The sequence below is a fragment of the Stenotrophomonas sp. AG209 genome, assembly GCF_003550055.1.
Lineage (GTDB): Bacteria > Pseudomonadota > Gammaproteobacteria > Xanthomonadales > Xanthomonadaceae > Stenotrophomonas.
Genome location: NZ_QXDB01000002.1, coordinates 524,417 through 550,419, shown reverse-complemented (window position 1 = coordinate 550,419; position 26,003 = coordinate 524,417). Strand labels below are relative to the sequence as shown.

The 26,003-nt window shown below is 65.6% G+C and carries 17 protein-coding genes; 1 reads left to right on the top strand and 16 read right to left on the bottom strand.

The window, feature by feature from the left end:
- Positions 1-281 precede the first annotated feature (281 nt).
- Complete coding sequence (locus DFO63_RS14160) at positions 282-11,162, top strand: autotransporter-associated beta strand repeat-containing protein (RefSeq protein WP_119007234.1); 10,881 nt, start codon at positions 282-284, stop codon at positions 11,160-11,162.
- A gap of 83 nt (positions 11,163-11,245) precedes the next feature.
- Here the strand turns inward: DFO63_RS14160 and DFO63_RS14155 are convergent, their stop codons facing one another.
- The 16 genes from DFO63_RS14155 to DFO63_RS14080 all read right to left on the bottom strand — a co-directional run bounded on the left by DFO63_RS14155 (position 11,246) and on the right by DFO63_RS14080 (position 25,019).
- The gene (locus DFO63_RS14155; RefSeq protein WP_259337433.1) at positions 11,246-11,899 is read right to left on the bottom strand and encodes a hypothetical protein; all 654 of its coding nucleotides are present in this window, start codon (positions 11,897-11,899) and stop codon (positions 11,246-11,248) included.
- Positions 11,874-12,560, bottom strand: coding sequence for a TadE family protein (locus tag DFO63_RS14150; RefSeq protein WP_182474426.1), 687 nt, complete (start codon positions 12,558-12,560; stop codon positions 11,874-11,876). Before DFO63_RS14150 ends, DFO63_RS14155 begins: the two co-directional genes overlap by 26 nt.
- Positions 12,557-12,940 carry a DUF192 domain-containing protein gene (locus tag DFO63_RS14145; protein ID WP_119007231.1) on the bottom strand — a complete coding sequence of 128 codons (384 nt, stop codon included), beginning with the start codon at positions 12,938-12,940 and terminating at the stop codon, positions 12,557-12,559. The genes DFO63_RS14150 and DFO63_RS14145 overlap by 4 nt, the downstream gene beginning before the upstream one ends.
- 10 nt (positions 12,941-12,950) lie before the next feature.
- Entirely contained in the window at positions 12,951-13,841 is an 891-nt protein-coding gene (locus tag DFO63_RS14140; RefSeq protein ID WP_014036166.1) for a type II secretion system F family protein, read from the bottom strand.
- On the bottom strand, positions 13,838-14,692 hold the full coding sequence (locus DFO63_RS14135) for a type II secretion system F family protein (protein ID WP_119007230.1): 855 nt from the start codon (positions 14,690-14,692) through the stop codon (positions 13,838-13,840). Before DFO63_RS14135 ends, DFO63_RS14140 begins: the two co-directional genes overlap by 4 nt.
- Entirely contained in the window at positions 14,685-16,409 is a 1,725-nt protein-coding gene (locus DFO63_RS14130) for an ATPase, T2SS/T4P/T4SS family (RefSeq protein WP_119007229.1), read from the bottom strand. The genes DFO63_RS14135 and DFO63_RS14130 overlap by 8 nt, the downstream gene beginning before the upstream one ends.
- Positions 16,410-16,422: 13 nt before the next feature.
- Complete coding sequence (locus tag DFO63_RS14125; protein WP_049446648.1) at positions 16,423-17,919, bottom strand: pilus assembly protein N-terminal domain-containing protein; 1,497 nt, start codon at positions 17,917-17,919, stop codon at positions 16,423-16,425.
- Entirely contained in the window at positions 17,906-18,700 is a 795-nt protein-coding gene (gene cpaB / locus DFO63_RS14120; RefSeq protein WP_119007228.1) for a Flp pilus assembly protein CpaB, read from the bottom strand. Before cpaB ends, DFO63_RS14125 begins: the two co-directional genes overlap by 14 nt.
- Entirely contained in the window at positions 18,697-18,882 is a 186-nt protein-coding gene (locus DFO63_RS14115; RefSeq protein ID WP_014646171.1) for a hypothetical protein, read from the bottom strand. Before DFO63_RS14115 ends, cpaB begins: the two co-directional genes overlap by 4 nt.
- 10 nt (positions 18,883-18,892) lie before the next feature.
- Positions 18,893-19,561: a hypothetical protein gene (locus DFO63_RS14110; protein WP_119007227.1), complete on the bottom strand. Its 669-nt coding sequence runs from the start codon at positions 19,559-19,561 to the stop codon at positions 18,893-18,895.
- Entirely contained in the window at positions 19,545-20,360 is an 816-nt protein-coding gene (locus tag DFO63_RS14105) for a hypothetical protein (RefSeq protein WP_014036173.1), read from the bottom strand. The genes DFO63_RS14110 and DFO63_RS14105 overlap by 17 nt, the downstream gene beginning before the upstream one ends.
- Positions 20,361-20,375: 15 nt before the next feature.
- Positions 20,376-21,161, bottom strand: coding sequence for a hypothetical protein (locus tag DFO63_RS14100; protein ID WP_119007226.1), 786 nt, complete (start codon positions 21,159-21,161; stop codon positions 20,376-20,378).
- Positions 21,158-22,609, bottom strand: a complete 1,452-nt coding sequence (locus tag DFO63_RS14095; RefSeq protein WP_119007225.1) for a pilus assembly protein TadG-related protein — start codon at positions 22,607-22,609, stop codon at positions 21,158-21,160. The genes DFO63_RS14100 and DFO63_RS14095 overlap by 4 nt, the downstream gene beginning before the upstream one ends.
- Positions 22,610-22,799: 190 nt before the next feature.
- Positions 22,800-23,072 carry a hypothetical protein gene (locus tag DFO63_RS14090; RefSeq protein WP_014036176.1) on the bottom strand — a complete coding sequence of 91 codons (273 nt, stop codon included), beginning with the start codon at positions 23,070-23,072 and terminating at the stop codon, positions 22,800-22,802.
- A gap of 538 nt (positions 23,073-23,610) precedes the next feature.
- Entirely contained in the window at positions 23,611-24,642 is a 1,032-nt protein-coding gene (locus tag DFO63_RS14085; RefSeq protein WP_259337432.1) for an OmpA family protein, read from the bottom strand.
- A gap of 20 nt (positions 24,643-24,662) precedes the next feature.
- On the bottom strand, positions 24,663-25,019 hold the full coding sequence (locus tag DFO63_RS14080) for a hypothetical protein (RefSeq protein WP_101765008.1): 357 nt from the start codon (positions 25,017-25,019) through the stop codon (positions 24,663-24,665).
- Between the last annotated feature and the right edge of the window lie 984 nt (positions 25,020-26,003).

The following is a 26,003-nucleotide window of genomic DNA, read 5'->3' as shown; positions in this document are numbered from 1 at the left end:
CCGGTTTTATTTGACGTACGTCATAAAAATAACGAGCGTGATTCACATGCCGCTGGCGCCGCCGGTCGCACAGTGCCGCCATTCGTCAGGCGAAACCGGGGAGTTTTCGCCTTGACGGACACGCCGGCGCGCCCTTTCCAAGGGGCGTCGCGTGAAGATGTGAAGATTTTCAGGAGTTAATGCCGCCAGGCCTTGTTTCCGTGTCGGGAGCCGGGATGGGCCGCATCGTCTTCAAAAAAACTGCCCGCAGTGCCATCCGGTCTTTTCAGGGAGATTTACCGATGAACCGCATTTACCGTCTGGTTTTCAATCGCGCCCTCGGCGTAATGCAGGTTGCTTCGGAGGTCGCCCAGAATCCTGGCGGAAGTGCGGCTACCGCGAAGCGGCCACCGCGACTGCGGGCGCATCAGCTGGCGGTGGCACTGGCGGCCACGCTGGCCAGTGGATCGGCATTCGCGGCGTGCACGACACCGGGCCCGACCATCACCTGCACCGGAACCACCAACAATTTCGTCGACGCCACCAATGGTGTCCAGGTGACCGTGGCAGCTGGCGCGAACGTAGGAAGTACCGCTGGCCTGGGGAATTCGATGACGTTGAGCGGCAATGGCATCCAGCTCACCAACAACGGCACGATCGGCACCAATGTCGGCCTCTTTGCTGCCTCCGGCGCGGTGCTGGGCAATGCCAGTGGCCAGGCGATCAGCGTTACCAACAGCGCGACCGGCACGCTTCAGGGCTTCATTGATATTGGCTCCCTGCTGGGCGCGAATGGCCGCGCGCTGTCCGTGCAGAATGGCGCAGGCGGTGTCACCACGATCAACAATGCCGGCACCGTCAACATGAATTTCCTGCTGGGCGGGCTCGGCACGGCCGACGCGCCGGCCATCGTCAGCTACGGTGGCGCACAGACGGTCCTGAGCAACAGCGGCGGGATTACCGGGCGGGTCGGATTGGCCGGCTCGACGCTGGGCAACTCGGTCAACAACAGTGGCACGATCACCGGCAGTGTCTACCTCGGTGATTCAGCGCAGGGGAATACCTTTACCGCCGTGTCCGGGTCCAGTGTGGCGAACGGGGCCGGGGCCTCGGCGGGAATTGATGTACTGGGTGGTATTTCGGTTTCGCTCGCCGCCGCAGGCACGGTCAATGCCGGCGTGGGCGCCGGCGCCGCCAGCAACACGCTGGTGCTGCAGAACGTCGTCAGCGGTCCGGGGGCCGGTACCGGCGGTGCAGTGACCACGCTGGGCTGGAACCAGTACCTCAATTTCCAGAGGCTGACCGTCAACAGCGGCACGTGGAACCTGCAGGGCGCATGGGGCGGAACCGGGCCGACGACGCTCAACGATGGCCTGGTCAACTTCAACAATGCCGCTTCCTTCGGCACAGGGCTGTTCACCGCCAACGGCGGTGCCATCGCATCTTCCACGGCCGGTCTGAACCTGGCCAACGCTTTCAGCCTCGGTGGCAATCTGTCTCTGTCCGGAACCAATGCATTCGGTCTGGGCGGAGTGCTTTCAGGCGCTGGCGGGCTGACGGTCAACAACACCGGCATCGTTACTCTCGGCGGCGCAAACCTGTTCTCCGGCGGCGTCAACCTCAATGCCGGCGGGCTGGTACTGGGCAATGCCGGTGCACTGGGTAGCGGCAACCTGACCGTCGGTGGCAGCGCTTCGCTGGATACGACGGCGGGCTTCAGCCTGGGCAACAATCTGGTGATCAATGGCGGGGGCTCGTTGAACCTGCTGGGCAGCAATGCGTTGTCATTGAACGGTTCGATCTCCGGTGCCGGCAACCTGACCAAGAACGGTGCCGGCACGCTGACCTTGAACGGCGCCAATTCGCTGACCGGCAACTTCAACCTGGCCGGGGGCGCGTTGGCGCTGGGCGCGGGCGGCAGCCTGTCGCCCACCGGTGCGATCACGGTCGGCGTCGGCACCACCCTGGACCTGTCGGCAGCCGCCAACCAGACCATCGGTTCGCTGGCGGGCCTCGGCGGTTCGGTCAACCTGGGCAGCCACACGCTCACCCTCGCCGGGCTGGGCAATACCAGCTACAGCGGCACGTTCGCCGCAGGCACGGGTGGCCTGGTCAAGCTGGGCACCGGCGTGCAGACCTTGTCGGGCGTGAACAACCTCAGTGGCGGCGTAGCACTCAACGCCGGTGGCCTGCTGCTGGGCAATGCTGCCGCGCTGGGCAGCGGTGCGCTCTCGGTTGGCGGCAACACTACACTCGACGGCACTACGGCGCTGACGCTGACCAATGCAGTCAACCTCGGTTCGGGTGCCAGCCTGAATCTGCTCGGTAACCAGGCGCTGACGTTCAACGGCGTGATCGGTGGCACCGGCAGCCTGGTGAAGAGTGGGGCGAGCACGCTGACACTCAACGGTGCAAATACCTTTGGTGGTGGGCTGGCGCTCAATGCCGGTGGCCTGGTCCTGGGCAATGCCGGCGCGCTCGGAACCGGCGCGCTGAATGTCGGCGGTGCGACAACGCTCGATGCCAGCGCGGCGCTGAGCGTGGGCAATGGCATCAACCTCGGTGCAGGTGGCCTGCTGAATGTACTGGGCAGCAATGCGCTGACGCTGGGCGGCGCCATCGGTGGCACCGGCAGCCTGGTCAAGAACGGTGCCGCCACGCTGACGCTGGGGGGGGCGAATACCTTCACCGGCGGCCTGGCGATCAATGCCGGCAAGGTTGCGGTGGGCAGCGGCGGAAGCCTGGCGGCCGGGGGTGCGGTCAGCCTGGCCGGCGTTGGCGCGGACCTGGACATCTCGCTCGGCGGCAACCAGACCATCGGCGCGCTGTCCGGTATCGCCGGCAGCACGGTGACGCTGGGCAGCAGCACGCTCACCTTCGGTGATGCCACCAACCAGACGTTCGCGGGCGTGATCGGTGGTACCGGCGGCCTGGTCAAGCAGGGGACGGGCATCCAGACCCTGAGCGGGGCCAACACCTTCAGTGGGGGCGTGAATCTGACGGCGGGCGGCCTGCTGCTGGGCAACAACAGTGCGATCGGCAGCGGGGCGTTGACGGTCAGCGGCAACAGTTCGCTCGATGGCAGCGCGGCATTGAACCTGGCCAATGCCATCAATCTGGGCGCGGCGTTGACCTTGCCGGGCAGCCAGAACCTCACCTTGGGCGGCAACATCACCGGCACTGGCAGCCTGACCAAGAACGGTGCCTCGCTGCTGACCTTGAGTGGCACCAACACCTTCAGCGGGGGAGTGAATCTCAACGCGGGCGGGTTGCTGCTTGGCAATGGCGGCGCGCTTGGCACGGGTGCCCTGAACGTGAGCGGCAGTGCGTCGCTTGATGGCAGCGCGGCGCTGAGCCTGGCCAACAATGTGACCCTGGGTAGTGGGGCCGTGTTGTCGCTGCCGGGTTCGCAGGCGATCACGCTCGGCGGGGTGGTTTCCGGTGCGGGCGGCCTGGTCAAGAACGGTGCCAGCACGCTCACGCTCAACGGTGCCAATGCATTCACCGGCGGCCTGGTGCTCAATGGCGGCGGCCTGACGCTGGGCAATGCCGGCGCGCTGGGAACCGGACTGCTTGCAGTCGGTGCAAACGCCACCCTCGACAGTTCGGTGGCGTTGAACCTGGGCAACGCCATCGATCTCGACACCGGTGCGCAGCTGAGCCTGGTGAGCAACCAGAACGTCGCGCTGGGCGGACTGGTCACCGGCACCGGTGGCCTGATCAAGACCGGTAGCGGCATTCTGTCATTGAACAACAGCAATACCTTCAGTGGTGGCCTTGCGTTGAACGCGGGCAGCGTGTCGGTCGGCGCCAACGGTGCGCTCGGCACGGGGGCGCTGAACATCGGCGGCAATGTTTCGCTGGATGCGGGAGCCGCGGTTTCGCTGGCCAATGCGGTGAACCTGGGCGCCAACACGCTGACCCTGCCGGGCAGCAACAACCTCACTCTGACCGGCGTGGTGGGAGGAGCCGGTGGCCTGATCAAGAACGGCGCCTCGACGCTGACGCTGTCCGGTGCGAATACCTTCCTGGGCGGTGCCACGGTCAATGCCGGCACGCTCGCGCTTGGCGCCGGTGGCAGCCTGGCCGCAACCGGTGCGGTGGACCTCGCCGGTGCCGGAGCGACGCTGGACATCTCCGCGGCCGGGGCCGGGCAGACGATCGGCGCGTTGAACGGCATCGCCGGCAGCCATGTGGCACTGGGCACGCAGACCCTCACTTTCGGTGGCGCCAGCAATGGCAGCTTTGCCGGTGTCATCGATGGCAGCGGTGGGCTGATCAAGGTCGGTACTGGCGTGCAGACGCTGTCCGGTGCCAATACCTTCAGTGGCGGTGTCGCGCTTGATGCCGGTGGCCTGATCCTCGGGAATTCGGGGGCGCTGGGCACGGGCACGCTGGGCATCGGCGGCAACGTCAGCCTGGACGGAACGACGGCACTGACTCTGGCCAACGCCGTGAACTTCGGCGGGGGTACGCAGCTGACGCTGGGCGGCAGCAACGATCTCACCCTTGCAGGCGTGGTGGCCGGCAGCGGCAGCCTGATCAAGAACGGTACGGGCCTGCTGACGCTCAACAACACCAATACCTTCGGTGGCGGCCTGACCTTGAACGGTGGTGGCCTGGTGGTCGGCGCCGACGGAGCGCTGGGTTCCGGCACGCTGGCGGTGACGGCCAGCACCACGCTGGACGCGAGTGCTGCAGCGACGCTCGGCAATGCGGTCACGTTGGGCTCGGGTGTCGCACTGACATTGCCGGGCAGCAATGCGCTGACGTTGTCGGGTGTGATCGGTGGCAACGGCAGCCTGATCAAGAACGGCGCTACCACGCTGACGTTGTCCGGTGCCAACACCTACACCGGCGGTACCACCATCAATGCCGGCACGCTGGCGCTGGGCACGGGCGGCAGCCTGGCCGCGGCGGGTGATGTCACGCTGGGCGCAGGCGCTGGCTTCGATATCTCCGGTGCCAGTGGCAGCCAGACCATCGGTGCACTCAATGGCGTGGGCGGAAGCACGCTGGCGCTGGGCGGAAATTCATTGACGTTCGGAACCGCCAGCAACGCCGCGTTCGATGGCGTGATCAGTGGTGGCGGCGGCCTGGTGAAAGTGGGCGCAGGCGTGCAGACGTTGTCAGGTGCCAACACGTTTGGCGGCGGCGTGACGCTCAACGCAGGCGGGCTGGTGCTCGGCAATGACGCGGCGCTGGGTACGGGTGCGTTGACCGTCGGCGGTGCCGCCACGCTGGACACCACCGGCCAGGCAACGCTGGCCAACAACATCGCCCTCAATGCCGGGCTGACCGTGCTCGGCAGCAATGCGCTGACACTCAACGGCGTCCTTTCCGGGGCTGGCAGCCTGACCAAGAATGGCGTCGCGACGCTGACCTTGAACGGGATCAATACCTACACCGGTGGCACCAACATCAACGCCGGCACGCTGGCGCTGGGTGCCGGTGCGAGCCTGGCGGCAAGCGGTACCGTGAACCTCGCCACCGGCGCCACGCTGGATCTGTCTGCCGGCAGCGGCACGCAGGTGTTCGGCACCCTGGTCGGCAACGGTACGGTGAACCTCGGTGCCAACTCGATCGAAGTCGGCGGTGCCACCAATGGCACGTTCAGTGGCTCGATCGCAGGCACCGGTGGCCTGACCAAGGTCGGTTCGGGCATCGAAACGCTGACCGGTACCAATACCTATACCGGCGGCACCTTCATCAACGCCGGCACGCTGGCGATTGGCCCGGGTGGCAGCCTGGCTGCGGACGGGGCGGTGACGCTCACTGCGGCGGGAACCGGCTTCGACATCTCGTCGTCCGGCGCCAGCCAGACGATTGGTTCGCTGGCCGGCGTGAGCGGCTCCACGGTCAGCCTGGGCGCGCAGTCGCTGATTCTCGGCGGCATCACCAACAGCGTGTTCGACGGTGCGATTTCCGGCACCGGTGGCCTGGTCAAGAATGGCGCCGGCATCCTCACGCTGGGTGGCGCCAATCTGTTCAGTGGTGGCGTTGCACTCAACGGCGGTGGCCTGGTGGTCGGCAACAACGCTGCGCTCGGCACCGGTACGCTGACGGTGGGCGGCAACGCGACGCTGGATGCATCGACAGGCGTCAATCTGGCCAACAACATCGGGCTTGCAGCGGGCGCCAACCTCGACCTGCTCGGCAGCCAGGCGCTGACACTGGGCGGTGTGATTTCCGGTACCGGCGGCCTGATCAAGGACGGTGCGGCCACCGTCACGCTGAGCGGTGCCAACACCTACACCGGTGGTACCACCATCAACAACGGCACGCTGGCGATCAGCGCCGGCGGCAGCCTGGCGTCGACCGGTGCGGTGAACCTGGCAGGTGCCGGTACCCTCGATATCTCTGCGGGCAACCAGACCATCGGTTCGCTGGCCGGCGTGGCCGGCAGCACGGTGGCACTCGGTGGCAGCACGCTGAGCCTGGGCGGCACGGTGGACAGCACCTTCAACGGCGCGATCAGCGGCAACGGTGGCCTGATCAAGAACGGCGCCGGCGTGCAGACGCTCAATGGCGCGAGCACCTTCAGTGGTGGGGTAACGCTCAATGCCGGTGGCCTGGTGGTCGGCAACAATGCTGCGCTGGGCACCGGCGCGGTCACGGTGGGGGGCAATGCCACGCTCGATTCGAACACGGCGGTGACGCTCGCCAACAACTTCATCCTCAACAATGGGTTGACTGTACTCGGCAGCAACAACCTCACCCTCAACGGCAGCCTGAGTGGCACCGGCAGCTTGACCAAGGAAGGTGCCGCAACGCTGACCTTGAACGGCATCAACACCTACACCGGTGGCACCAACATCAACGCCGGTACGTTGGCATTGGGCGCGGGCGCGAGCCTGCACGCCAGCGGCGTCGTCAACCTGGCTTCGGGGGCGACCTTCGACCTGTCGGCGGGCAGCGGCACGCAGCAGTTCGGCACCCTGATCGGAAACGGTACGGTGAACCTGGGCGCCAACACGCTGACGATCGGAGACGCCACCAACGGCACGTTCAGTGGTTCGGTGGCCGGCTCCGGCGGCCTGATCAAGGAAGGTTCGGGGACCCAGACGCTGACCGGCACCAACACCTTCACCGGGGGTACCACCATCAACGCCGGCACGCTGGCGATCGGCGCAGGCGGCAGCCTGGCGGCAACCGGCGCGGTGAACCTGGCCAATGCTGGTACCGCCTTCGACATCAGCGCGGGCGGCGCGCAGACGATCGGTTCACTGGCCGGCGTGGCTGGCTCGGCCGTGGCGCTGGGCACCAGCACGCTCACCCTCGGCGGCGTCGGCAATACGACGTTCGCCGGCACCATTGGTGGCACGGGTGGCCTGGTGAAGAACGGCGCGGGTGTGCAGACCCTGAGTGGCAGCAATACGTTCAGCGGCGGCGTGGCACTCAACGCCGGCGGCCTTGCCCTGGGCGACAACGCTGCACTGGGCACCGGCACGCTGACCGTGGGCGGCGACGCCAGCCTGGACGCCACCAGCGCGCTGACGCTGGCCAACACCGTGCAGTTGAGCAGCGGCACGCTGACCCTGGCGGGCAGCAATCCGCTGACGTTGAATGGTGCAATCAGCGGTGCCGGCGGCCTGCTCAAGGATGGCGCGGCAACGGTCACCCTGGGCGGTGCCAGCACCTACACCGGCACCACCACCATCAACAGCGGCACATTGGCGGTGGCGGCCGGTGGCAGCCTGTCCGGTGCCAGCACGGTCAACCTGACCGGTGCCGGTACGCTGGATATCAGCGCAGGTGGCAGCCAGAGCATCGGCGGCCTGGCGGGTGTGACCGGATCCAGCGTGGTGCTGGGCGGTGCAACCCTGACCACCGGCGGCAACAATGGCAGCACCGTCTTCGGCGGCGTGCTCAGTGGCACCGGCGGCCTGGTTCAGAGCGGTACCGGCACGCTGACCCTGAGCGGCGCCAACACCTATACCGGCGGCACCACCATCAATGGTGGCAGTACGCTGCAGATCGGCAACGGCGGCAGCACCGGTTCGGTGCTGGGCGACATCACCAACAATGGCAGCCTGGTCTACAACCTGGGCACGACGGCAACCGTGGGTGCGGTGGTCAGTGGCAGCGGCGGCCTGACCCAGGCCGGCAGCGGCACGCTGGTGCTGACCGGCAACAACACCTACACCGGCGGCACCACCATCAATGCCGGCGGCACGTTGCAGGTGGGCAACGGTGGTGCGACCGGTGCGATCGTTGGCGACATCACCAACAACGGCGCGCTGGTATCCAACGTGGCCGGCAACACCACGCTGGGCGGCACCATCAGCGGCGGTGGTGGCCTGACCCAGGCCGGCAGTGGCACGCTGACCCTGACCGGCAACAACACCTATACCGGTGGTACCACCATCAATGCCGGTGGCACGCTGCAGGTGGGCAATGGCGGTGCGACCGGCGCGATCACCGGCAATGTCGCCAACAACGGCAGCCTGGTCTTCGACGTCGCGGGCAACACCACCGTCGGCGGCGCGATCAGTGGCAGTGGTGGCCTGACCCAGGCCGGCAGCGGCGTGCTGACCCTGGTTGGCAACAACACCTACACGGGCGGCACCACCATCAATGCCGGCGGCACGCTGCAGGTGGGCAACGGCGGTGCGACCGGCTCCATTGCCGGTGACATCACCAACAATGGTGCGTTGATTTCCAACGTGGCCGGCAACACCGCGCTGGGCGGCACCATCAGCGGCAGTGGCGGCCTGACCCAGGCCGGCAGCGGTACGCTGCTGCTGACCGGCAACAACACCTACACCGGCGGTACCACCATCAATGCCGGCGGCACGCTGCAGCTGGGCAATGGCGGTGCGACGGGCTCGATCGTCGGCGATGTGACCAACAATGGCACGCTGCTGTCCAACGTGGCCGGCAACACCACGCTGGGCGGCACCATCAGCGGCAGTGGCGGCCTGACCCAGGCTGGCAGCGGCACGCTGACCCTGACCGGCAACAACACCTATACCGGCCCGACCACCATCAACGCCGGTGGCACCCTGCAGGTCGGCAATGGCGGCGCCAGCGGTGCGATCGGCGGCAGTGTGACCAACAACGGCAGTCTGGTGTTCAACGTGGGTGGCAACACCACCGTCGGTGGCGCCATCAGCGGCAGCGGCGGCCTGACCCAGGCCGGCGCAGGTACCGTGACCCTGACCGGCAACAACACCTATACCGGCGGTACCACCATCAACGCCGGTGGCACGCTGCAGGTCGGCAATGGTGGCGCGAGCGGTGCGATCACCGGCAACGTCAGCAACAACGGCAGCCTGGTGTTCAACGTGGGTGGCAACACCACGGTGGGTGGCACCATCAGCGGCAGCGGCGGCCTGACCCAGGCCGGCACCGGCACCGTGACCCTGACGGGCAACAACACCTACACCGGCGGCACCACCATCAATGCCGGTGGCACCGTGCAGGTCGGAAACGGCGGGGCCAGCGGCTCGATCACCGGCAACATCACCAACAACGGTGGCCTGGTGATCAACACCGGCGGCACCACCACACTGGGCGGCAGCATCAGCGGCGGCGGCAGCATCGTGCAGGCCGGCCCGGGTGGCCTGAATCTCGGCGGCAACAGTGGTGGTTTCAGCGGCACCGGCCAGGTCACCGGTGGTGGCCTGAATGTCACCGGCACCATCGGCGGCCAGTGGACCATCGGCAGCGGTACCACGCTGTCCGGCACCGGCACCATTGGTGGCACCGGCGGCGGCGTGATGGTGTCCAGCGGCGGCGTGCTGTCGCCGGGCAATGGCCCGGGCAACGGCAGCGGCGCAGGCAATGGCACCGGCACGATCACGGTGGGTGGCAACCTGACCCTGTCGCCGGGCAGCACGCTGGGCATTGATCTGGGCGCCAGCGGCAGCGACACGGTGCAGGTGGGCGGCAGCGCCAACGTGGGAGGCAGCACGGTGCAGGTGAATACCATTTCGCCCAGCACCAGCTACCAGCAGGGCCAGCAGTACACGGTGGTCAATGCAGGCGGTGGCGTGAGTGGGCAGTTCGCCTCGGCGACCTCGCCGTCGGCCTTCCTGACCATCACCCCGGTCTACACCGCCAACACGGCCAACCTGCAGATCGACGTGGCGCAGACGGCGGCGTTCACCACCGTGGCCAACACGCGCAACCAGTACAACACCGCCGCAGCGCTGGACAGCCTGCCGCAGAGTGGTGCGGCGCTGGGCCTGTACAACACGGTGCTGATGTATGACGCCGGCACTGCGCGCAGCGCATTCGACCAGCTTTCCGGTGAAGTGCACGCGGCCAGTCGCGCGGTGCTGCTGTACGACAACTACCTGGAAGAGGGCATCCGCCAGCGCCTGGGCAGTGAGCTGCCGACCGTGCGTGGCGAGCGCGCCTCGGCCTGGTTGGCCGGCAGCGGCAAGGTGTTCAAGCAGGATGGGGATGGCAACGGTGATGAGATCCGTTCCAACCGCAATGCGGTAATGGCGGGCGTGGACTGGCAGCTGGGTGAACACGTGGTGCTGGGTGCAGCGGCCGGCAACGAACGGCTGGATACGCGCCTGTACGATCGCAGTTCGCGGGCCCGCCTGCGTGGCAACACGTTCGGCCTGTATGCACAGGGACAATGGAACAACGGCTTCGCGGTCGGTGGCAGCGTGTCGCGCGGTGACTACCGCACGCGCACCACGCGTGAGGTGCCGCTGCTGAGCCAGACCTTGTACAGCCGCCAGGATTCGGACGTGACCATCGCGCAGGTGGAGAGCAGCTGGACCTGGACCCACGGCAGGACCCAGCTGCAGCCGTACGTGCAGTTCACCAGGCACTGGGTCGACAGTGATCGTGCGGTGGAGCAGGGCGGCAGTGCCGCACTGGTGCTGGAAGGCGGCAAGGACACGCTCAACGTCAGCACGGTGGGCGTGCGCGGCCGCTGGGACGTGGGCAGCGGCGAGCGCTTCCCGGCGCAGCTGACCGTCGGCCTGGGCTGGCAGCATGCATCGGGTGACACCGATGTGGCCAGCCGCAACCGCTTCGCGGTCGGTGGTGATGCCTTCGATGTCTACAGCGCGGTGATGGCACGCAACGCACTGGTCAGCCAGGTGGGTGTGGCGGTCGGCCTGGGTCGCAGCAGCCAGCTGTCGATGTTCGTGCAGGGCCAGCATGGTGATGGCCGTCGCGATGTGGGTGGGCAGATCAACCTGCGGGTAGGCTTCTAAGGGGAGCGGGCCAACGGTAGATCCACGCGCTGCGTGGATCTACTTGTTGCGGCGCGACGGTGCCGCCGCGTCGCGCAGGCCGCTCAGTTCGCCGCATCCTGAGTGCGTCGGCGCAACCCGGCGGGCGGGTCGAACAGGCTCGAAGGCACCTCATCGAAAGTGACCTCGGTAACCCGCAGGCCGCGCTCGGTACGCTGGTTGCCGGTGCGTCCGCGGTAGCCCAGCAGCAGGCCGGTGCGGGTATCGATCCACAATGTGCCGGAGGTGGTGCCATCAGGGCCATGCGCGTTGTCATAGCGCCAGCCGGCAGCGAGACGGCCCAGGATGAACTCGCCGGGTGCGGGTGAGCAGCGCCCGCCGATCGTCTGGCATGGTGCGGCGGGATCGTACCAGTAGGGACCACTGGCGTCGGCGACCGGCAGCGTGTAGTTGCCACGTTCGCTTACCAACCATGCCCGGCCGCGTTGGCCCTGGGTGGTCAGCCATGCATCAGGCGCATTGCTGCCGCGGAAGTCGATGCGGATGGCCGGCCCGCGCAAGCGGATCTCGACCTCTACTTCACCGCCAGGCGCATTGGGACCGAGCGGGCCCAGGCCATAGGCGCGCGCGAGCAGTCGTGCCTGTGGAGGTTCGCTTTCGGCATCGTCCGTGGATTGCGCGGCGACGGCCCAGGTTGCTGCCATCAGCAGGCTGGCCAGCAGCACCCGCATGTCAGCGCGCCAGGTTGTTGCTGTCATGTACGGGGCTCTGCATGCGGACGATCGCATAGGACTCGATCGGCATGCGGCGATGGCCGGTGATCGGGTCCTCGATCAGCATCGAGGCCGGGCGGAAACTGTCGCCTTCGCTGACCAGATCTGAAAGGCCGGCGATCACCCGGTCGGCAAAGGGAACGATCAGGGGCATCGGATAGGTGACCTTGATCTTGAGGATGTTGGCGTCCTGCACGCTGACACGGCTGCTGCCGACGCGCGCATCGCGGAAGGCAAGGTTGTCGTTCGGCAATGCATAGCGCCCATCGAACTGGCGCTCGCGGAATTCGTTGTACGCCGCGCGGCTGGGCGAGATGACCTCGATCTTCGGCGACAGCAACGGGTTCTTCCACAGCAGGGCGACCTTGGCGCGGGCGGCGACGGCACCGGCGGCGTCCGGCGAGGTTGCGTACAACGGAGCCATTGCCATTTCCAGTGCGCTGCGCATCTCTGAATGACTGACGCCACTGACCGCGCCGGCACGTGCGGCCTGCAGCGTTGCGAAATCCAGCAGCGACTTTGCGCGATAGATCAGGACGAACTGGAAGATGACCAGGACGAGGAAGATGAAGGCCGGAACCACGATGCAGAATTCAAGCAGCGACTGGCCACGCTGACGGCCGATGGATGTGCGGATGTGCTTCATTGCAACGCCCTCGTGGATGGCGGTGCCGCAGGCGGAGAAGGGCACCATTGGAACGTTTCGCCCAGCACTGGAGCGATATGCCTGAGGCTGTCCGCCGGCATTTCCAGGGTGGAGTAGGCGCCGCGACACCAGGCGCCGCGCCAGGGGCGCACGGCCTCGCGCCAGCCAACAGCGCGCTGATCGCGGTCCAGGAACAACAGGTCGAGCGGATACCCCATCGCCAGCGTGTGCACGCTCGAGCAGGGGGTTATCAGCAGGCCCTGCCCGGGCTGGAGTGGCGCGCGCAACAGCAGGCCGCGCAGCCGCTGGTGCCAGCGATCGGCGTGCCAGACGCAGCTGAGCAGTTGCTGGTGGTCGCGGATCAGGGCGCCGGTTCTCATGTACGGAGCCTCACAGGATTCCCTGCTGCTTCATCTGCAGGAAGATGAAGTAGGCCAGGACGACGAAGATCAGGGGGAAGAAGAACAGCACCAGCGGTAGCATCATCTTCACCGGTGCTTCCAGGGCCAGCTTCTCGGCACGAAGGAAGCGCTCTTCGCGGCGCTGCATGGCCTGCGAGCGCAGCGTGTCGCTGAGGCTGGCACCCACCCGGTCGGCCTGGATCAAGGCGCTGGTGAAGCTGGTCAACTGGGAGATGTCGGCGCGATCGGACATGCGTCGCAGTGCTTCGGCGCGCGGAAGGCCCGCGCGCAGGTCACGCAGCATGCGCGAGAACTCCTGTGACAGCGGTCCGGGCGGCCCCTTGTCGACGGACTGCTCGATCGCACCGGTGATGTTCAGGCCCGCTTCGACGGCCATGGTGATGAAGTCGAGGAAGATGGGCAGGTCGCGGATCACGTGCTTGGAGCGCGCTTTCCGCCGTTCGCCCAGCCACAGCGTGGGATACATCCAGCCGAACGGTGCGCCGAATGCCAGGGCCATCAGCACGGAGCCGACTCCGAACCGGCCCAGCAGGATGATGGTGAGCAGCAGGAAGGTACTGGCCACGGCGGCGGAAACGATGCGTGCGCCATACAGTTCTTCCGGTGACAGCACGAAGTCCTGGCCGGCCGACTGCAGGCTGCGGTGCGCGCGCTCCAGCTGCGCCGAGGACAGGCGCGGCCCGGCCAGGCGCGTAGCGACCGTGATCAAGGGCCACAGGATGCGCAGCAGCAGTGGCAGCGGATCCTGGTAGTTGCGCTGGTCCACCTCGACCGACTGCACCAGTCCGCGCAGCGCGAATGCAAGCAGCCCAACAGCGGCAGCGGCAAGCAGTGCGACCAGGATGAGCAGGGCGTTCATATATCGATCGTCATGATTTTGCGGCACATGCGGTAGCCGAGGTATTCCAGTACCCCGATCAGGCCCATGACGCACCAGCCGATGAAGGTATGGAACATGGGATTCATCGTTTCCGGATAGAACAGCACGAGGAAGCCGACAAGACCGGCCGGGAGCATTGCCATGACGATGCCCTGCAGGCGCCCCTGCGCGGTGAGTGCCTTGACCTTGCCTTCCATGATGAGCTTGCGCCGCAGCGTTTCGGCGAGCGTGGACAGGCTTTCGGCGAGATTGCCACCGACCTCGCGCGAAATGCTGACGGCGGCCACGAACAGCTTCACGTCGGCGATGGGTACGCGGGCGGCGAAGTTGTCCAGCGCCTCCTCCGTGCGCACGCCCATGTGCTGCTCGCGCAGCACCAGTGCCAGCTCCTGGGCCAGCGGAGGCAGGCCATCATGGGCCAGTGCTTCCAGCGCAGGATTGAAGCCGACGCCGGCCTTGAGGCTGCCGGCCAGCATCAGCAGGCCATCAGGCAACTGCTGCTGGATCTGGTCGAGGCGGCGCTGCTTCAGCCACAGGTAGATCTTGCGGGGCGCTACGGCCAGCAGGATCAGGGCCAGGATCGGCAGCAGCAGGTTGCCACCGGTGATGATCCACAGCAGCACGGGGATCGCCAGCAGCATCAGGACATTGGTCCTGAACAGCACGCGCGGGTCGACGAACAGGAACATGTCGGCCAGATTGACCCGCGCCTGGTCCATGAAGTTGGCGCGGTAGCGGTCCATGAAGCCGGAGCTGGCACGCGCCAGCAGCAGTACCGAGCCTGTCACGCAGGCAAAACACAGCAGGGCGATCAGCAGGATGTCACTCATTCCGCCGTCCCCCGGCGCGGAAGATGTCCAGGTCGACCGCGACGCCGCGCTCGGCAAGCTCTTCATAGAACTCCGGCACTGCACCGGTCGCGACGAATTCGCCCACCACCTTGCCATCGCGTCCAGCACTGGAACGTGCCTTGAACAGGAACACATCCTGCAGCTGGATGGTTCCGCTTTCCATGCCGGTCAGTTCGGTGATGTGGCTGACCTTGCGCGAACCGCAGGGGAAGCGCTTCTGGTGCACGATCAGGTCCACCGCCGACGAGATCTGCTCGCGCACCACCGTCATCGGCAGTTCCATGCCGGACATCATGACCATCACTTCCAGGCGCGACAGCGCCTCGCGTGGATTGTTGGCATGGGCGGTGGTCAGCGATCCTTCGTGGCCGGTGTTCATGGCCTGCAGCATGTCCAGTGCTTCGCCGCCGCGGCACTCGCCGACCACGATGCGGTCCGGGCGCATGCGCAGCGCGTTGCGCACCAGGTCGCGGATGGAAATGTGGCCCTTGCCTTCCATGTTGGGAGGACGCGCTTCCAGGGCGACCAGGTTGGGCTGGACGAGCTTCAGTTCGGCCGCGTCCTCGATGGTGACGATGCGATCGGTATCGGGAATGAAGTTGGAAAGGATGTTGAGCAGGGTGGTCTTGCCGGAGCCGGTGCCGCCGGTAACGACGATGTTGCGCCGTTCGCGCACCGCAACGATCAGGAATTCCAGCATCGGCTGGCTGAGCGAGCCGAACGTGAGCAGGTCCTTTCCTTCCAGCTTGCGCTTGGCGAACTTTCGGATGCTGATGCTCGGGCCGCGCAGCGCCACCGGCGGAATGATGGCGTTGACGCGGGAGCCATCCTTCAGCCGCGCGTCGACCATCGGCGAGCTTTCGTCGATGCGACGACCGAGGGGCGTCACGATGCGTTCGATGGCCGACAACACCGCGCGGTCACTGGTGAAAACAATGGGGGACCGCTCGATCCTGCCGGCACGTTCAATGAAGATCTGGTCGTGCGCGTTGACCATGATTTCCGTCACCGTCGCATCGTCGATCAGGTCTTCCAGCGGGCCCAGGCCGATGGCCTCATCGAGCACTTCCTTGGCCAGCCTGCGCGGGTTGATCGTCTTGGGCAGCTCGGAGAACTCCCGTTGCATCACTTCATCGATCAGCTTGATGGTGGCGTTGCGCAGTGACTCATCATCCATGCTGCGCACATCGAGCCGGCGCAGGTCCATCTGCTTGACCAGCGAGGCATGCAGCTTTGCACGATAGACGGCCATGTCCGGCGGCAGCTGCTCCGGTCGTGCCAACTGGCGTTCGCTGGATGGCTGCGCCGGCGCGGGCGTCGGTGCAGGCGTGGAGTCCACCGGCGCATCGTTGGCCGCGCCCGCATTGAAGCTGCCGGCATCGGCGGTGGGTTCGGCTGGAGGGTCGTCGTCCACCACCTGCAGCAGGTAGTCGCCGATCTGCACGCGGTCACGGCTGGTGAGTGGGCCACGGCTGCCTTTGACCTGTTCGCCATTCACCAGTACCGGCGAGCGGCCTCCCAGGCTCTCGATGAAGATGCCCTGGTCCTCGCGCTTCAGCGCCGCATGGCGTTGGGCGATGCTCCAACCCTGCAGCACCACCAGGTTGCCATCGCCACGGCCGATCCCGCATTCACGGTGCAGGCAGCGGACACGTCGCTGGTCGCGATTGGGTGTGTCGATGAGGATGTTGAACATGCGACGGCTCCGGTTACTGCACGAAATCTTTGTTCCGGCGAGGCATGGCCTGCTGGCCGCGCTCCTGGATCTGTCGCGCACGCTCCAGGCCATCGAGGTTTTCCTGCGAGCCCGGCGTCACCACGCGCGGAGTAACGAACATCACCAGCTCGGTACGGTTGCCACGGAAGCCATCGGAGCGGAACAGCTTTCCCAGGATCGGGATATCGCCCAGCAGCGGCAGGCGCTTGGCATCCTGCTGCGCGCTGGAGTCGATCAGTCCGGAAATGACGATGGTTTCCCCGGCGTGGACGTTGATTTCCGACTCGGTGCGGCGGGTGGTGAAGCCCGGAACGCCCTGCACGGTCACCGTCGGATCGACACGGCTGACCTCGGCCAGGATGCGGGTGGAGATGTCCTCGTTGAAGTTGACCAGTGGCTCGATGTCGAGCTTGATGCCGTATTCCTTGTAGTCGACGGTGACCTGGCCAAAGCCCTGCGGAACCGGGATCGGCACTTCGCCGCCAGCCAGGAACTTCGCCTGCCCGCCACTGCGCGCACTGAGTTGAGGCGAGGCCAGCAGGAACGCCTTGCCCTTGTTCATCATCAGGTTGATCGCCGAGCCGATCTGCGTGGCGATGCCAAAGAAGGCCTGGGTTCCCTGCAGCTTGTTCGGCAATAGCACGCCGTTGGCCGGGCTCTGTTCGGGGTTGATGCGGTAGTAGTTGTTGTTGGTGAAATCCTTGACGATGCCGGCCACCGGGCCGCGGATCACGTTGTCCCACTGGATGCCGAGTTCTTCCAGCGCATTGGTGTCGAACTCCATGATCTTCACGTCCATCTGCACCATCGGGCGCATGCCCACCGGGTCGGCGGTAGTGAAGTTCAACACCGTCGGGTAGATCTTCTGGATCGCATCGATGCGGCTGCCGATCCCCGGATTGATGTCCTGGCCGGTGATGACCACGCGGTCGGCGACGGCATGCACGTTTATCTTTTCCACATCGGCCAGCAGGGTGCGGATGGTTTCGGCCAGGCTGACCGCATCGTTCTCGGAGATGTCCACCTGCACCTGCAACTGCTTGCCGTTCTGCAGCCACAGGTGAACCGTGGTGGAGCCGGCCTTCATGCCCATCATGATCAGGTCGCGTGGGCCGACGTTGGTGACTTCGAGCATCTCGCCACTACCGACGGCCACGCGCTTGAGCCCGCTGGGCAGCGTGTAGACCGCAGCCTGGCCGGCATAGATCCGGGCGCGGGTGGGCAGCGGCACCGCAGGCATGGCCGATGCGCTGGTGCGATAGGCGGGATCGGCAACCGGCGCCGGGAAGGCGCTCTGCCCGCCCGGTACCGGTGCATGGTTGGTGCTTGCCTGCGGCTGTGCCTGGACGGCGGGGCGCGGTGCGACCGTAATCGGCACCGGGGTCAGCTGGGTGCCAGTGGTCTGTGCCACGGCCAGCAGTGGTGCGGTGGCAACAGCGATGGCCGCGGTGGCGGCGATGAGGCTGCGGATTCCATTATTGCTGCGCATTCGTCGACCCTTTGCCCCCAATGATGAATTGCACGCCAGCACGACCCTGCGTGCCGTTGCCGAGCAGTTCCCTCTGCGTCATGCCACTGAGGCCGAACGCACCACGATCCTCCACCTGGCGAAGCATCACCCGCATCGAACCCGCCTTGGCAGCGACCGTGAGTCGCTGCGCCTGCGCCGGTGTCAGTTCCAGAGTGATGTTCGAATAGCCCTGCTGGTCTTCCGAGGCCGGCGTTTCACCGACGCGGTTGCCGGTTGCCAGTACGTTGATGTCCTCAAGCAGCGGCAGCACCCGGGCACCGGTTTGTTCCTGCTCGACGGTCAGCAGGATGTCGACGTGATCCCCGGGGGCGATCATGCCGGAGATCGAGTTCGTCTCGTCCACCTGAAGGGTATAGCCCACGTTGCCCTTGGCGATCACGCGTGAGAACTGGTCGTACAGCGGTACCAGTGCACTGGCACCCAGCGGTGCACCTTCGCGGATCGGCGCGCGCAGCATGCGGCCGCTGTACTCGGACACATTGTCCGGCGTGATCGCATCGGCAGGCGGCAGGTCGGCGGGGACTTCGCGCACTGCAAGGTCGGCAACGGTGACGATGCCGCCCGGTTCCATGTCGGTCTTGGGCACGGCCACCGGCACCATTTCCACCGGCGGTGCGGCACGTTCGTTCACCGCCTTCTGCACGTAGCGCACGGCGACCAGGGCCGCGAACAGGCCAAGGGCGAGGGCGATGATGATGAAGACGACGTTGCGGTTGGCTTTCAGCGGGAGCGCCTTCATACGACTCCCATCGACAGCATGTAGGTGAACCCCTGGTACGCCTTGCGCAGTGAATCGATCAGCTCGAGCACGATGTTCGGCTCGGCGACCAGGACCAGGACACCGACGGAAGCGACCACGGCGTACTCGATCAATGCGGCCCCGCGCTGGCGGCGTAGGGACGGTGGAATGCGTTTTCTCATGGCGGTGGTCTCAGTGCTGCGACTGGTTGACGACAATCGAGGTTCCCTGCTCGTGCCGGTTGAAGGTCATGGTCATTTCCTGGTTGCCCTTGCTGTAGCGGACAACGCACTGCAGCGCGATCATCGAACACCCGGCAGGGCCGGAACTGCGGCTCCAGCCATCCGCGGGAAGGCGGCTGGCGTAGAAGGCATCGGTCTGGAAGGGAGACAGCGTGCTTTCCATGGACAGGCTGCGCCCGGGCGTATCCAGGTAGGAGATGTCATTGATCACCTGGGTGCCGGACGGTTTCGGGAAATCGGCGCCGGCCGCCGCATCGGGCTTGCGCTTGAGCAGGCGTGTAATGCCGATCTGTGACTGGCTGCCACTGCCCTTGGCCGATACCTCGATGGTCACGTAGTACTCGCCGTGTGCATGGCCGATCACGGTCTTGCCGCCGACCTCGTTGATCACGGTCTGCCCAGGCCATTCGCGGTTGTAGTAGCTGACGATGGACGACACCGGCAATGTGGACGTGAAGCGCGAGATGCGCATGGGCAGGCCGTTGTAGAGCATGTCCTTGGCCACCCACTCGCTCTGCGCACCCTCGGGCTCGGGAATGTCGGGCCAGGACGCGGCCAGCGCAGGCCAGGCGAACAGCAGCGCGGCCAGTGCCGCCAGGAGGTCAACGCGACGGCGCATAGGCAGGCAACTTGTCGACAGGCACCACGTCGGGTGCGATGTAACCGGGATCAAGCCTGCTCAGCGTCCCGATCATCGGGATGCCGGAGAGGCCGTCAAACGCCTTGGCGATGCCCGCCATGTGCTGGGACGGCACCAACGGCTTGACCTGCGCGATCACCGAGCGTGACGAGTTGACCTTGAGCCCGGAACCGGCGGCATTCCAGGGGTCGGCCAGCACCACATGGGTGGCCTGCAGCTTCAGGCCCAGCGAATCGAAGGGTTCCAGGTAGGCCGCAGCACTGCCATTGGCACTTTTCAGATCCTGCACATCCAACCGCAGCTGGGCCTGGGTCAGGCCGTTGCGGTTGGGCGGGAACGAACCGAACATCGAGGTCACGTCACCGATCTTCTTCATCATGCCGCCTGCCGACGTGCTGGTGTAGGAGACCAGGGCGAGGTCACCGCGCCGTACCAGCGGCTGGTTGGAGAAGGTGTTCATCAGAACATCGCCGACGGCTGCATCGCGTGCGCCGGTCTGCGCCTGGCTGACGATGGGGTCGTTGGCGCGCCCGAAGTAGCGGTCGACGGCGAGATCGCGCTGGCGGCCGCTGGCCGGCAGTTTGTAGTCCGGTGATACGGTGGCTTCCCAGGCGATCGCGCGCGCGGCCTGCTGGGTGGCCTGGCGGGCGTGGATGTACTTGGCGAGGATCGGGATCAGCAGGAAGATCGGCACCAGCACGGCGCAGAGCACGGCGACTTCGGTGAGACTCTGGCCGCGCTGGCGACGCGCGCCGCGGAATGGGCGTTCCCTGTCCATGGCTACCTCAGCAGGTCATCGTTGGGAGGACGGTTCGCGCGGTACCTCGAGGTCGCCGCGTTCAAAGGGTTGGCCCACCGTCATGCGCTGCGTGGTCAGGCGGGTGCCATTGCCGTCCAGGGGTTCCTGTTCCAGGACAATGGCGTAGCGGCTTGGCCGGTAGTCGTTCAGCGCACCGGGAGTGAAGCCCCAGCTGGCACCGGCCGACCACACGCACTGGCTGAACCGTCCGTTCTCGTCCTTCCACGCGTTGCACGGCTGGCCAGCGACTCTGCGGTTGCCCGCGCGCTGGAAGCCCGGCGAGGCGCTGCCTTCGTCGGCTTCGGCGGCAAAGCGGGTGAGCCCGTCGCTGTCGGCAGGTGTCTGGCTGCGCTCTCCGGTTGCCAGGTCGACCTGCTCCACGCCGGAGGCGCTCTGGGTCTCCTGCAGGCCGGTGGTCTCCAGGCGGAACTGGCAACTGGTCGCCGGGCCATCGTTGAGCAGGCGCCACTCGCGGGTACGGAACACTTCTTCTTTGCTGGAAAGCCAGGCTTCGTAACGGACGGTCCCCAGGCGGGCGACATCGGCGTCATCCAGTGCGCGGGTCGGCAGCCCGGCCGCCTGGCAGTCGCTCAGTGCCTGCTGGTAGCTGGTGCGTGCCGCATTGCGGCCATCCACCAGGGTCTCGGCGATCTGGTCAAGATGGATGCCGGGCATGTTCCTGGCAGCGGCCGGCTCGCCGTTGTCCGCCGCGCTGCCACAGCCGCTGATCAGCAGTGTGGCGATCGACAGGTGCAGGCGATTGAATACAGCAAACGTCATGGCATCAGGGCTCCGGCTGCCGCCAGGGCAGCCTTGGTGGTGGCATCGGTCTTGACCAGTCGTGCCTGCCAGTAAGGACTGAACAGGTTTCCGGTTTCACGCTTGCGGTCATCGCGGCTGAACATGCGCAGCTGCACCGGACGGTCGAAGAACACCTGCGCGGAGGAGAGCGCCGCGATCTTGTTGTTGGCCATCTTGTCCGGCAGTTCCATCTGCGAGCCGGCCGGGGCGCCGATGCCGGCGCCTGACGTGGTGCGCGCGCTGGTGCCGGCGGTCTCGGCATAGATGGTGAAGACCGGGCCGACCTTGTCGCGGTCACGATCATTCTCGGCGTAGGGCTGCAGTGCCTGCCCGGCCTTGACGTCGTGATAGTCGCGCAGGCCGTTGTAGCCGGTGAAGAAGGCCTTGCGATGCTGGCCGTTGGCGAAGCGCACGTTGGCATCCTGGCTGCGGTCGACAATCCACGCCGCGCCACGATTGCGGCGCACCGCTTCGCCATACGGGCGGTAGCGGCGGCGGTCCCAGTCCGAGTACCAGCCGTTGCCGTTGCCGAAGCCATTGAGGAAGCGCTGGTTGCGATAGCTTTCCACGGCCTGCGCACCGCCCCAGCCGACCGGAATGTCGATATCGGGAAGCGGCCATGGCAGCGGAAGCTCGACGGCCATGGTGTCCAGCGCCGCCCATCGGTTGTAGTCGACCATGTCGGTGCCGCCGGACTGCACCAGGAAGCCGAGGAAATCATCGCTGCGGCTCTTGCTGAAGCCATCACGCGACTGCATCACCACATTGCGGAAGCGGTCGGCACCCTGGCGCTGCGTGGCCGAGCCACCGTTGGCGGTGCGGGGAATGCTGTAGCGCTGCAGCAGCCGGTTCTCGGCCGTGGCCAGTTGCGTGCCGAGCACCGCGGTTCCAATGGTGCCCAGCTGTGCCTGCGGTGAGTTCCGCTGCAGCACATCCTTGGCGATGGTGTAGCTGTCCAGCCGTGATACGCCTTCGATGACGAGCTGCACCGAGGCAGCGAACATCATGTTGAGCTTGTCGATGGCGATGATGGCCGCCTGCGCGACAGGCTGGAACGCCTGGCGGGTGGCCTTGAGGATGCGTTCGGCGACCTTGAAGGCGGTTGCCAGTGCCTTGAACACCACGCCGATGTAGGGAATGGCGGAGAGCACATCCAGCGTGGTGCGGATGACGATCGACGTGGTGTGCATCTGGTTCAGCCACGAATAGAGGCTGATCGTCTGCGCCACGGCCACTTCGTTGGCAACGCGGGCACGGTTCATGTAGGCCGCGTAGTTCAGTGCACGTGCCTGCTGGATCGCAACGCTGTAGGCGGCGGCGTCGGCCGCATTGACCAGCTCCACCTTCTTGTTCACCACCTGCCCCGTGTTGAACAGCAGGACAATCCCGATGCACAGAACCAGAATGAGTGCCAGCCCGAGAACCATTGCTTGGCCGGCGACCGTTCGGTGGCTGGAAACGCCCCGGGCCGCACGGCTTCGTGCCAAAGCCAATGCGCTGCGCATAACGAATTCCTGGGCCGGAGGCCATGGCTGCCCGTCGCGCGCCGCGTTCGGTGCACGCAGGGAGATTATGCTGGGAGGGCCCTGGCGGCTTCATGCCGCCAGGGCTGGGGTATTACTTGTTCTTGTACGCGTCCATGCCCTTGGTCTTGTCAGCTTCCTGCTGGGCGCTGTTGGCCTGGTTCTTGGCGCGGTTGATCGACTGCGTCGCGCTCTGGCCGGAAAGCTCTTTCGACATGCCTGCCACCTGGCTGCGAACCGTGCCTCCGAAGAAGGTGACGGCTCCGATCGCGGCAATGGCGATCAGCGCGGTGATGATGATGTACTCGGTCATGCCCTGACCGGCCTGCTTACGGGAAAAACGGATGTGACGACGGCTGCGTTCCATGTATTTCCTCCTTGATGGCAGGAATCCTCCCGGGTGTGCGGGATATTCGGCGTGTCCGCTGGGGGATCCTGATTAATGGCAGGGCGAGGTAAAGACAGGAAGCTCACACCCTGGTTCGTCGAAAATTTGTCGCTTGTTCGAGAACGGGGCCAAGCCTATCGACAGAAAATTGACGATACAAGTCAGGTTTTTCCGATATGCAATGAAATATTTGAAAATGTGATGCGCATTGCAGATTAACAATTGCCTGCACATAATCACGTCAAATTTGAGCTAGATGCACCCATTTTCGGTTAAGAAATTAACATTCAACTGACACATTTATGTCACGCGGGTGGCCGGGCGTGTCGGAATTCTGGCGCGTTCCGGTGGCGCGTGGAGAGCCTCGTTCGTATTGAATTCGAACGATGGATTCGAATGTATTTACTTCGCCGGATCTGCAATGAAACGAATGGCCGCGCGGCGCGGAAAAGAAAAAAGCACATGCAGGGCATGTGCTTTTTCCGGAGTGCTTCAGCGCAGTAACGTCGTGGTGATATCAGCGCTTGACCAGCTCCACGCGACGATTGGCGCGACGCCCTTCTTCGGTTGAATTGTCGGCGACCGGCTGGCTCTGGCCATAGCCTTTGGCCGTCAAGCGATCAGTGGCGACTCCGCTGCCGACAAGACGCGCGCGTACCGACTCCGCACGCGCTTGCGAGAGCGTCTGGTTGTGCGATTGGCTGCCACTGTTGTCGGTGTGCCCTTCCACAGAAAGACGAAGCTGTGGGGCGGCCTTCAACAGCTGGGTGATCTGTGCGATCTGTGGTTCCGAATCGGGCAGGATCTCGGCGGCGTCGGTTGCGAAGTTCACCTGGATGGACACCTTTCCACTGCTGTCCAGTGCCTGTTTCAGGGTGTCCGCTTCAATGACCTTGGCCGTGATCTGCACCGGCTTTGTCTCTGCGACGAGCAGGCCACCGGAGTTTCCACCCGAGCCCAGGTGAATCCAGATATCGCGATCTTCGCGATGGATGACATAGGTTTCTGCGGGTTCGTTGTAGATGTCGCCGATGCCGCCGACATAGGTGGTGGCGGCCTTGCTGTTGCCGATGTCACGCGATGCATCGGCGGGAATGGTGCCGGAGAAAATACGCTTGCCACCCAGGGCCTCGACCAGGCTCTGCACATTGCGGCTGAGTTCCAGCTGCGAATACGGGTGATCGCTGCTGCTCTGCAGTACCGACGAATGAACCTTGCCTTCAATCCATTCCACGCGATCTCCGGTCCAGAACGGTACGCGATCGAATTCGCTGTCCACGACGTCCTGGCTGGTGTAGCCCTGCGGCAGACCGAGATAGGGGAAGCTGCCGATCGTTGCCTGCGATACGGGCAGCTCGGCAACATTGAAGGCTGCGGCCTTCTGGCTTCCACCCCCGGCCGAGGCAGCCTGCGGTGATGGTTCGGCTGCGGCGCCGGAAGGTGCGGCCGGGGAAGCGCCACCCTCTGCGGGCGCTTCGCCAGCGCGCTTGCAGGCGCCCAGTGCCAGCACCAGGCTGGCGGCCAACAGGCTCGCGCGAACTGCGGACATCGTCGATCCGTGCTTCTGCATCATGAACGCACCTGCTTCATCAATTCGTTGCAGACTTCGTTGGTGGGCTTGTATTGGCCCTTCTTCCAGGCATCGGTGATCTTCTTCTGCGTCTGCGCTTCGGCCGCGTCATAGGCCTGGTCGAAGCCCGCTTCTGAGCCGAATACGGTTTTTGCCTGCGCCTTGTGGCTCGCGCGCAGCTTGGCCGCCTGTTCCGGGGTTGCACCACACGCCAGGGCGTTGCCTGCATGCGTGCCGCCCAATGCGCCGAACTGCGCCGCGCCGCCGCCTTGTGCGACTGCGGTGCCGCTGCCGATCAGCAAGGCGGAGGTGATCACTAGCTTCGTCATGAAATACCGCATGTTGATGTTCCTCATCCGGCCCGTTGGCGGGCATCAATCCCCTGTGGCCCGAGCATAGCAACAGGCAGTGAGTGCCAGCGTGTCGTTGCATCGCGACGGCACGGTCAGTGGTCAGGGCGTGGACAGGAAGGGCGGGGTGTCGCGACGTAGGGCAGATCCTGTGTTGGACGGCCGTCAAACGTGGAAGCGGGGTGGCCGGCCCGGCATCCACGCATGGCGTGGATCTACTGGTGGGTCTGACGTCCCTGCATGGCGGAGATCCATTGATGGATCTGGAGCAACAAGCCCCTCTGTTGAGGGGCTGCCCCGACAGGGGCGGGGAGAGGCCGGCAAGGGGAGGGGCCCAAACGTTGCGCAGCAACGTTTGGGGCGAAGCGCGCGTAGCGCACTTCGCGTCCCCAGCCAGCGGCTTCTGCGAGGTACAACCGATCAGATGTCCCCGCATGGCGGAGATCCATTGATGGATCTGGAGCAACAAGCCCCTCTGTTGAGGGGCTGCCCCGACAGGGGCGGGGAGAGGCCGGCAAGGGGAGGGGCCCGAACGTTGCGCAGCAACGTTTGGGGCGAAGCGCGCGCAGCGCACTTCGCGTCCCCAGCCAGCGCCTTCTGCGAGGTACAACCGATCAGGCATCCCCGTATGGCGGAGATCCACTGATGGATCTGGAGCAACAAGCCCCTCTGTTGAGGGGCTGCCCCGACAGGGGCGGGGAGAGGCCGGCAAGGGGAGGGGCCCGAACGTTGCGCAGCAACGTTTGGGGCGAAGCGCGTGCAGCGCACTTCGCGTCCCCAGCCGGATAACTGAAAAAGGCTGCCCGAAGGCAGCCTTTTTCAGTTATCCGGCGGAGAGAGGGGGATTGTCGGGTGCATCCATGCACCCGATCCCGGTGCGCGCTGCGCCCCGGGACCCGCCTTCGGCGGTCCGGTTCTGCTCCTGCAGAACCGTCGAACCCCGGCAGGGCTTCTCTCGCCCGATGCTCTCCGCCAGCCAAATAAAAAAGC

What these genes read in the sequence shown, in the direction of transcription:
- DFO63_RS14160 (WP_119007234.1), top strand. Translation starts at nt 282, where the DNA reads ATGAACCGCATTTACCGTCTGGTTTTCAATCGCGCCCTCGGCGTAATG.
- DFO63_RS14155 (WP_259337433.1), bottom strand. Translation starts at nt 11,899, where the DNA reads ATGACAGCAACAACCTGGCGCGCTGACATGCGGGTGCTGCTGGCCAGC.
- DFO63_RS14150 (WP_182474426.1), bottom strand. Translation starts at nt 12,560, where the DNA reads ATGAAGCACATCCGCACATCCATCGGCCGTCAGCGTGGCCAGTCGCTG.
- DFO63_RS14145 (WP_119007231.1), bottom strand. Translation starts at nt 12,940, where the DNA reads ATGAGAACCGGCGCCCTGATCCGCGACCACCAGCAACTGCTCAGCTGC.
- DFO63_RS14140 (WP_014036166.1), bottom strand. Translation starts at nt 13,841, where the DNA reads ATGAACGCCCTGCTCATCCTGGTCGCACTGCTTGCCGCTGCCGCTGTT.
- DFO63_RS14135 (WP_119007230.1), bottom strand. Translation starts at nt 14,692, where the DNA reads ATGAGTGACATCCTGCTGATCGCCCTGCTGTGTTTTGCCTGCGTGACA.
- DFO63_RS14130 (WP_119007229.1), bottom strand. Translation starts at nt 16,409, where the DNA reads ATGTTCAACATCCTCATCGACACACCCAATCGCGACCAGCGACGTGTC.
- DFO63_RS14125 (WP_049446648.1), bottom strand. Translation starts at nt 17,919, where the DNA reads ATGCGCAGCAATAATGGAATCCGCAGCCTCATCGCCGCCACCGCGGCC.
- cpaB (WP_119007228.1), bottom strand. Translation starts at nt 18,700, where the DNA reads ATGAAGGCGCTCCCGCTGAAAGCCAACCGCAACGTCGTCTTCATCATC.
- DFO63_RS14115 (WP_014646171.1), bottom strand. Translation starts at nt 18,882, where the DNA reads ATGAGAAAACGCATTCCACCGTCCCTACGCCGCCAGCGCGGGGCCGCA.
- DFO63_RS14110 (WP_119007227.1), bottom strand. Translation starts at nt 19,561, where the DNA reads ATGCGCCGTCGCGTTGACCTCCTGGCGGCACTGGCCGCGCTGCTGTTC.
- DFO63_RS14105 (WP_014036173.1), bottom strand. Translation starts at nt 20,360, where the DNA reads ATGGACAGGGAACGCCCATTCCGCGGCGCGCGTCGCCAGCGCGGCCAG.
- DFO63_RS14100 (WP_119007226.1), bottom strand. Translation starts at nt 21,161, where the DNA reads ATGACGTTTGCTGTATTCAATCGCCTGCACCTGTCGATCGCCACACTG.
- DFO63_RS14095 (WP_119007225.1), bottom strand. Translation starts at nt 22,609, where the DNA reads ATGGTTCTCGGGCTGGCACTCATTCTGGTTCTGTGCATCGGGATTGTC.
- DFO63_RS14090 (WP_014036176.1), bottom strand. Translation starts at nt 23,072, where the DNA reads ATGGAACGCAGCCGTCGTCACATCCGTTTTTCCCGTAAGCAGGCCGGT.
- DFO63_RS14085 (WP_259337432.1), bottom strand. Translation starts at nt 24,642, where the DNA reads ATGTCCGCAGTTCGCGCGAGCCTGTTGGCCGCCAGCCTGGTGCTGGCA.
- DFO63_RS14080 (WP_101765008.1), bottom strand. Translation starts at nt 25,019, where the DNA reads ATGAGGAACATCAACATGCGGTATTTCATGACGAAGCTAGTGATCACC.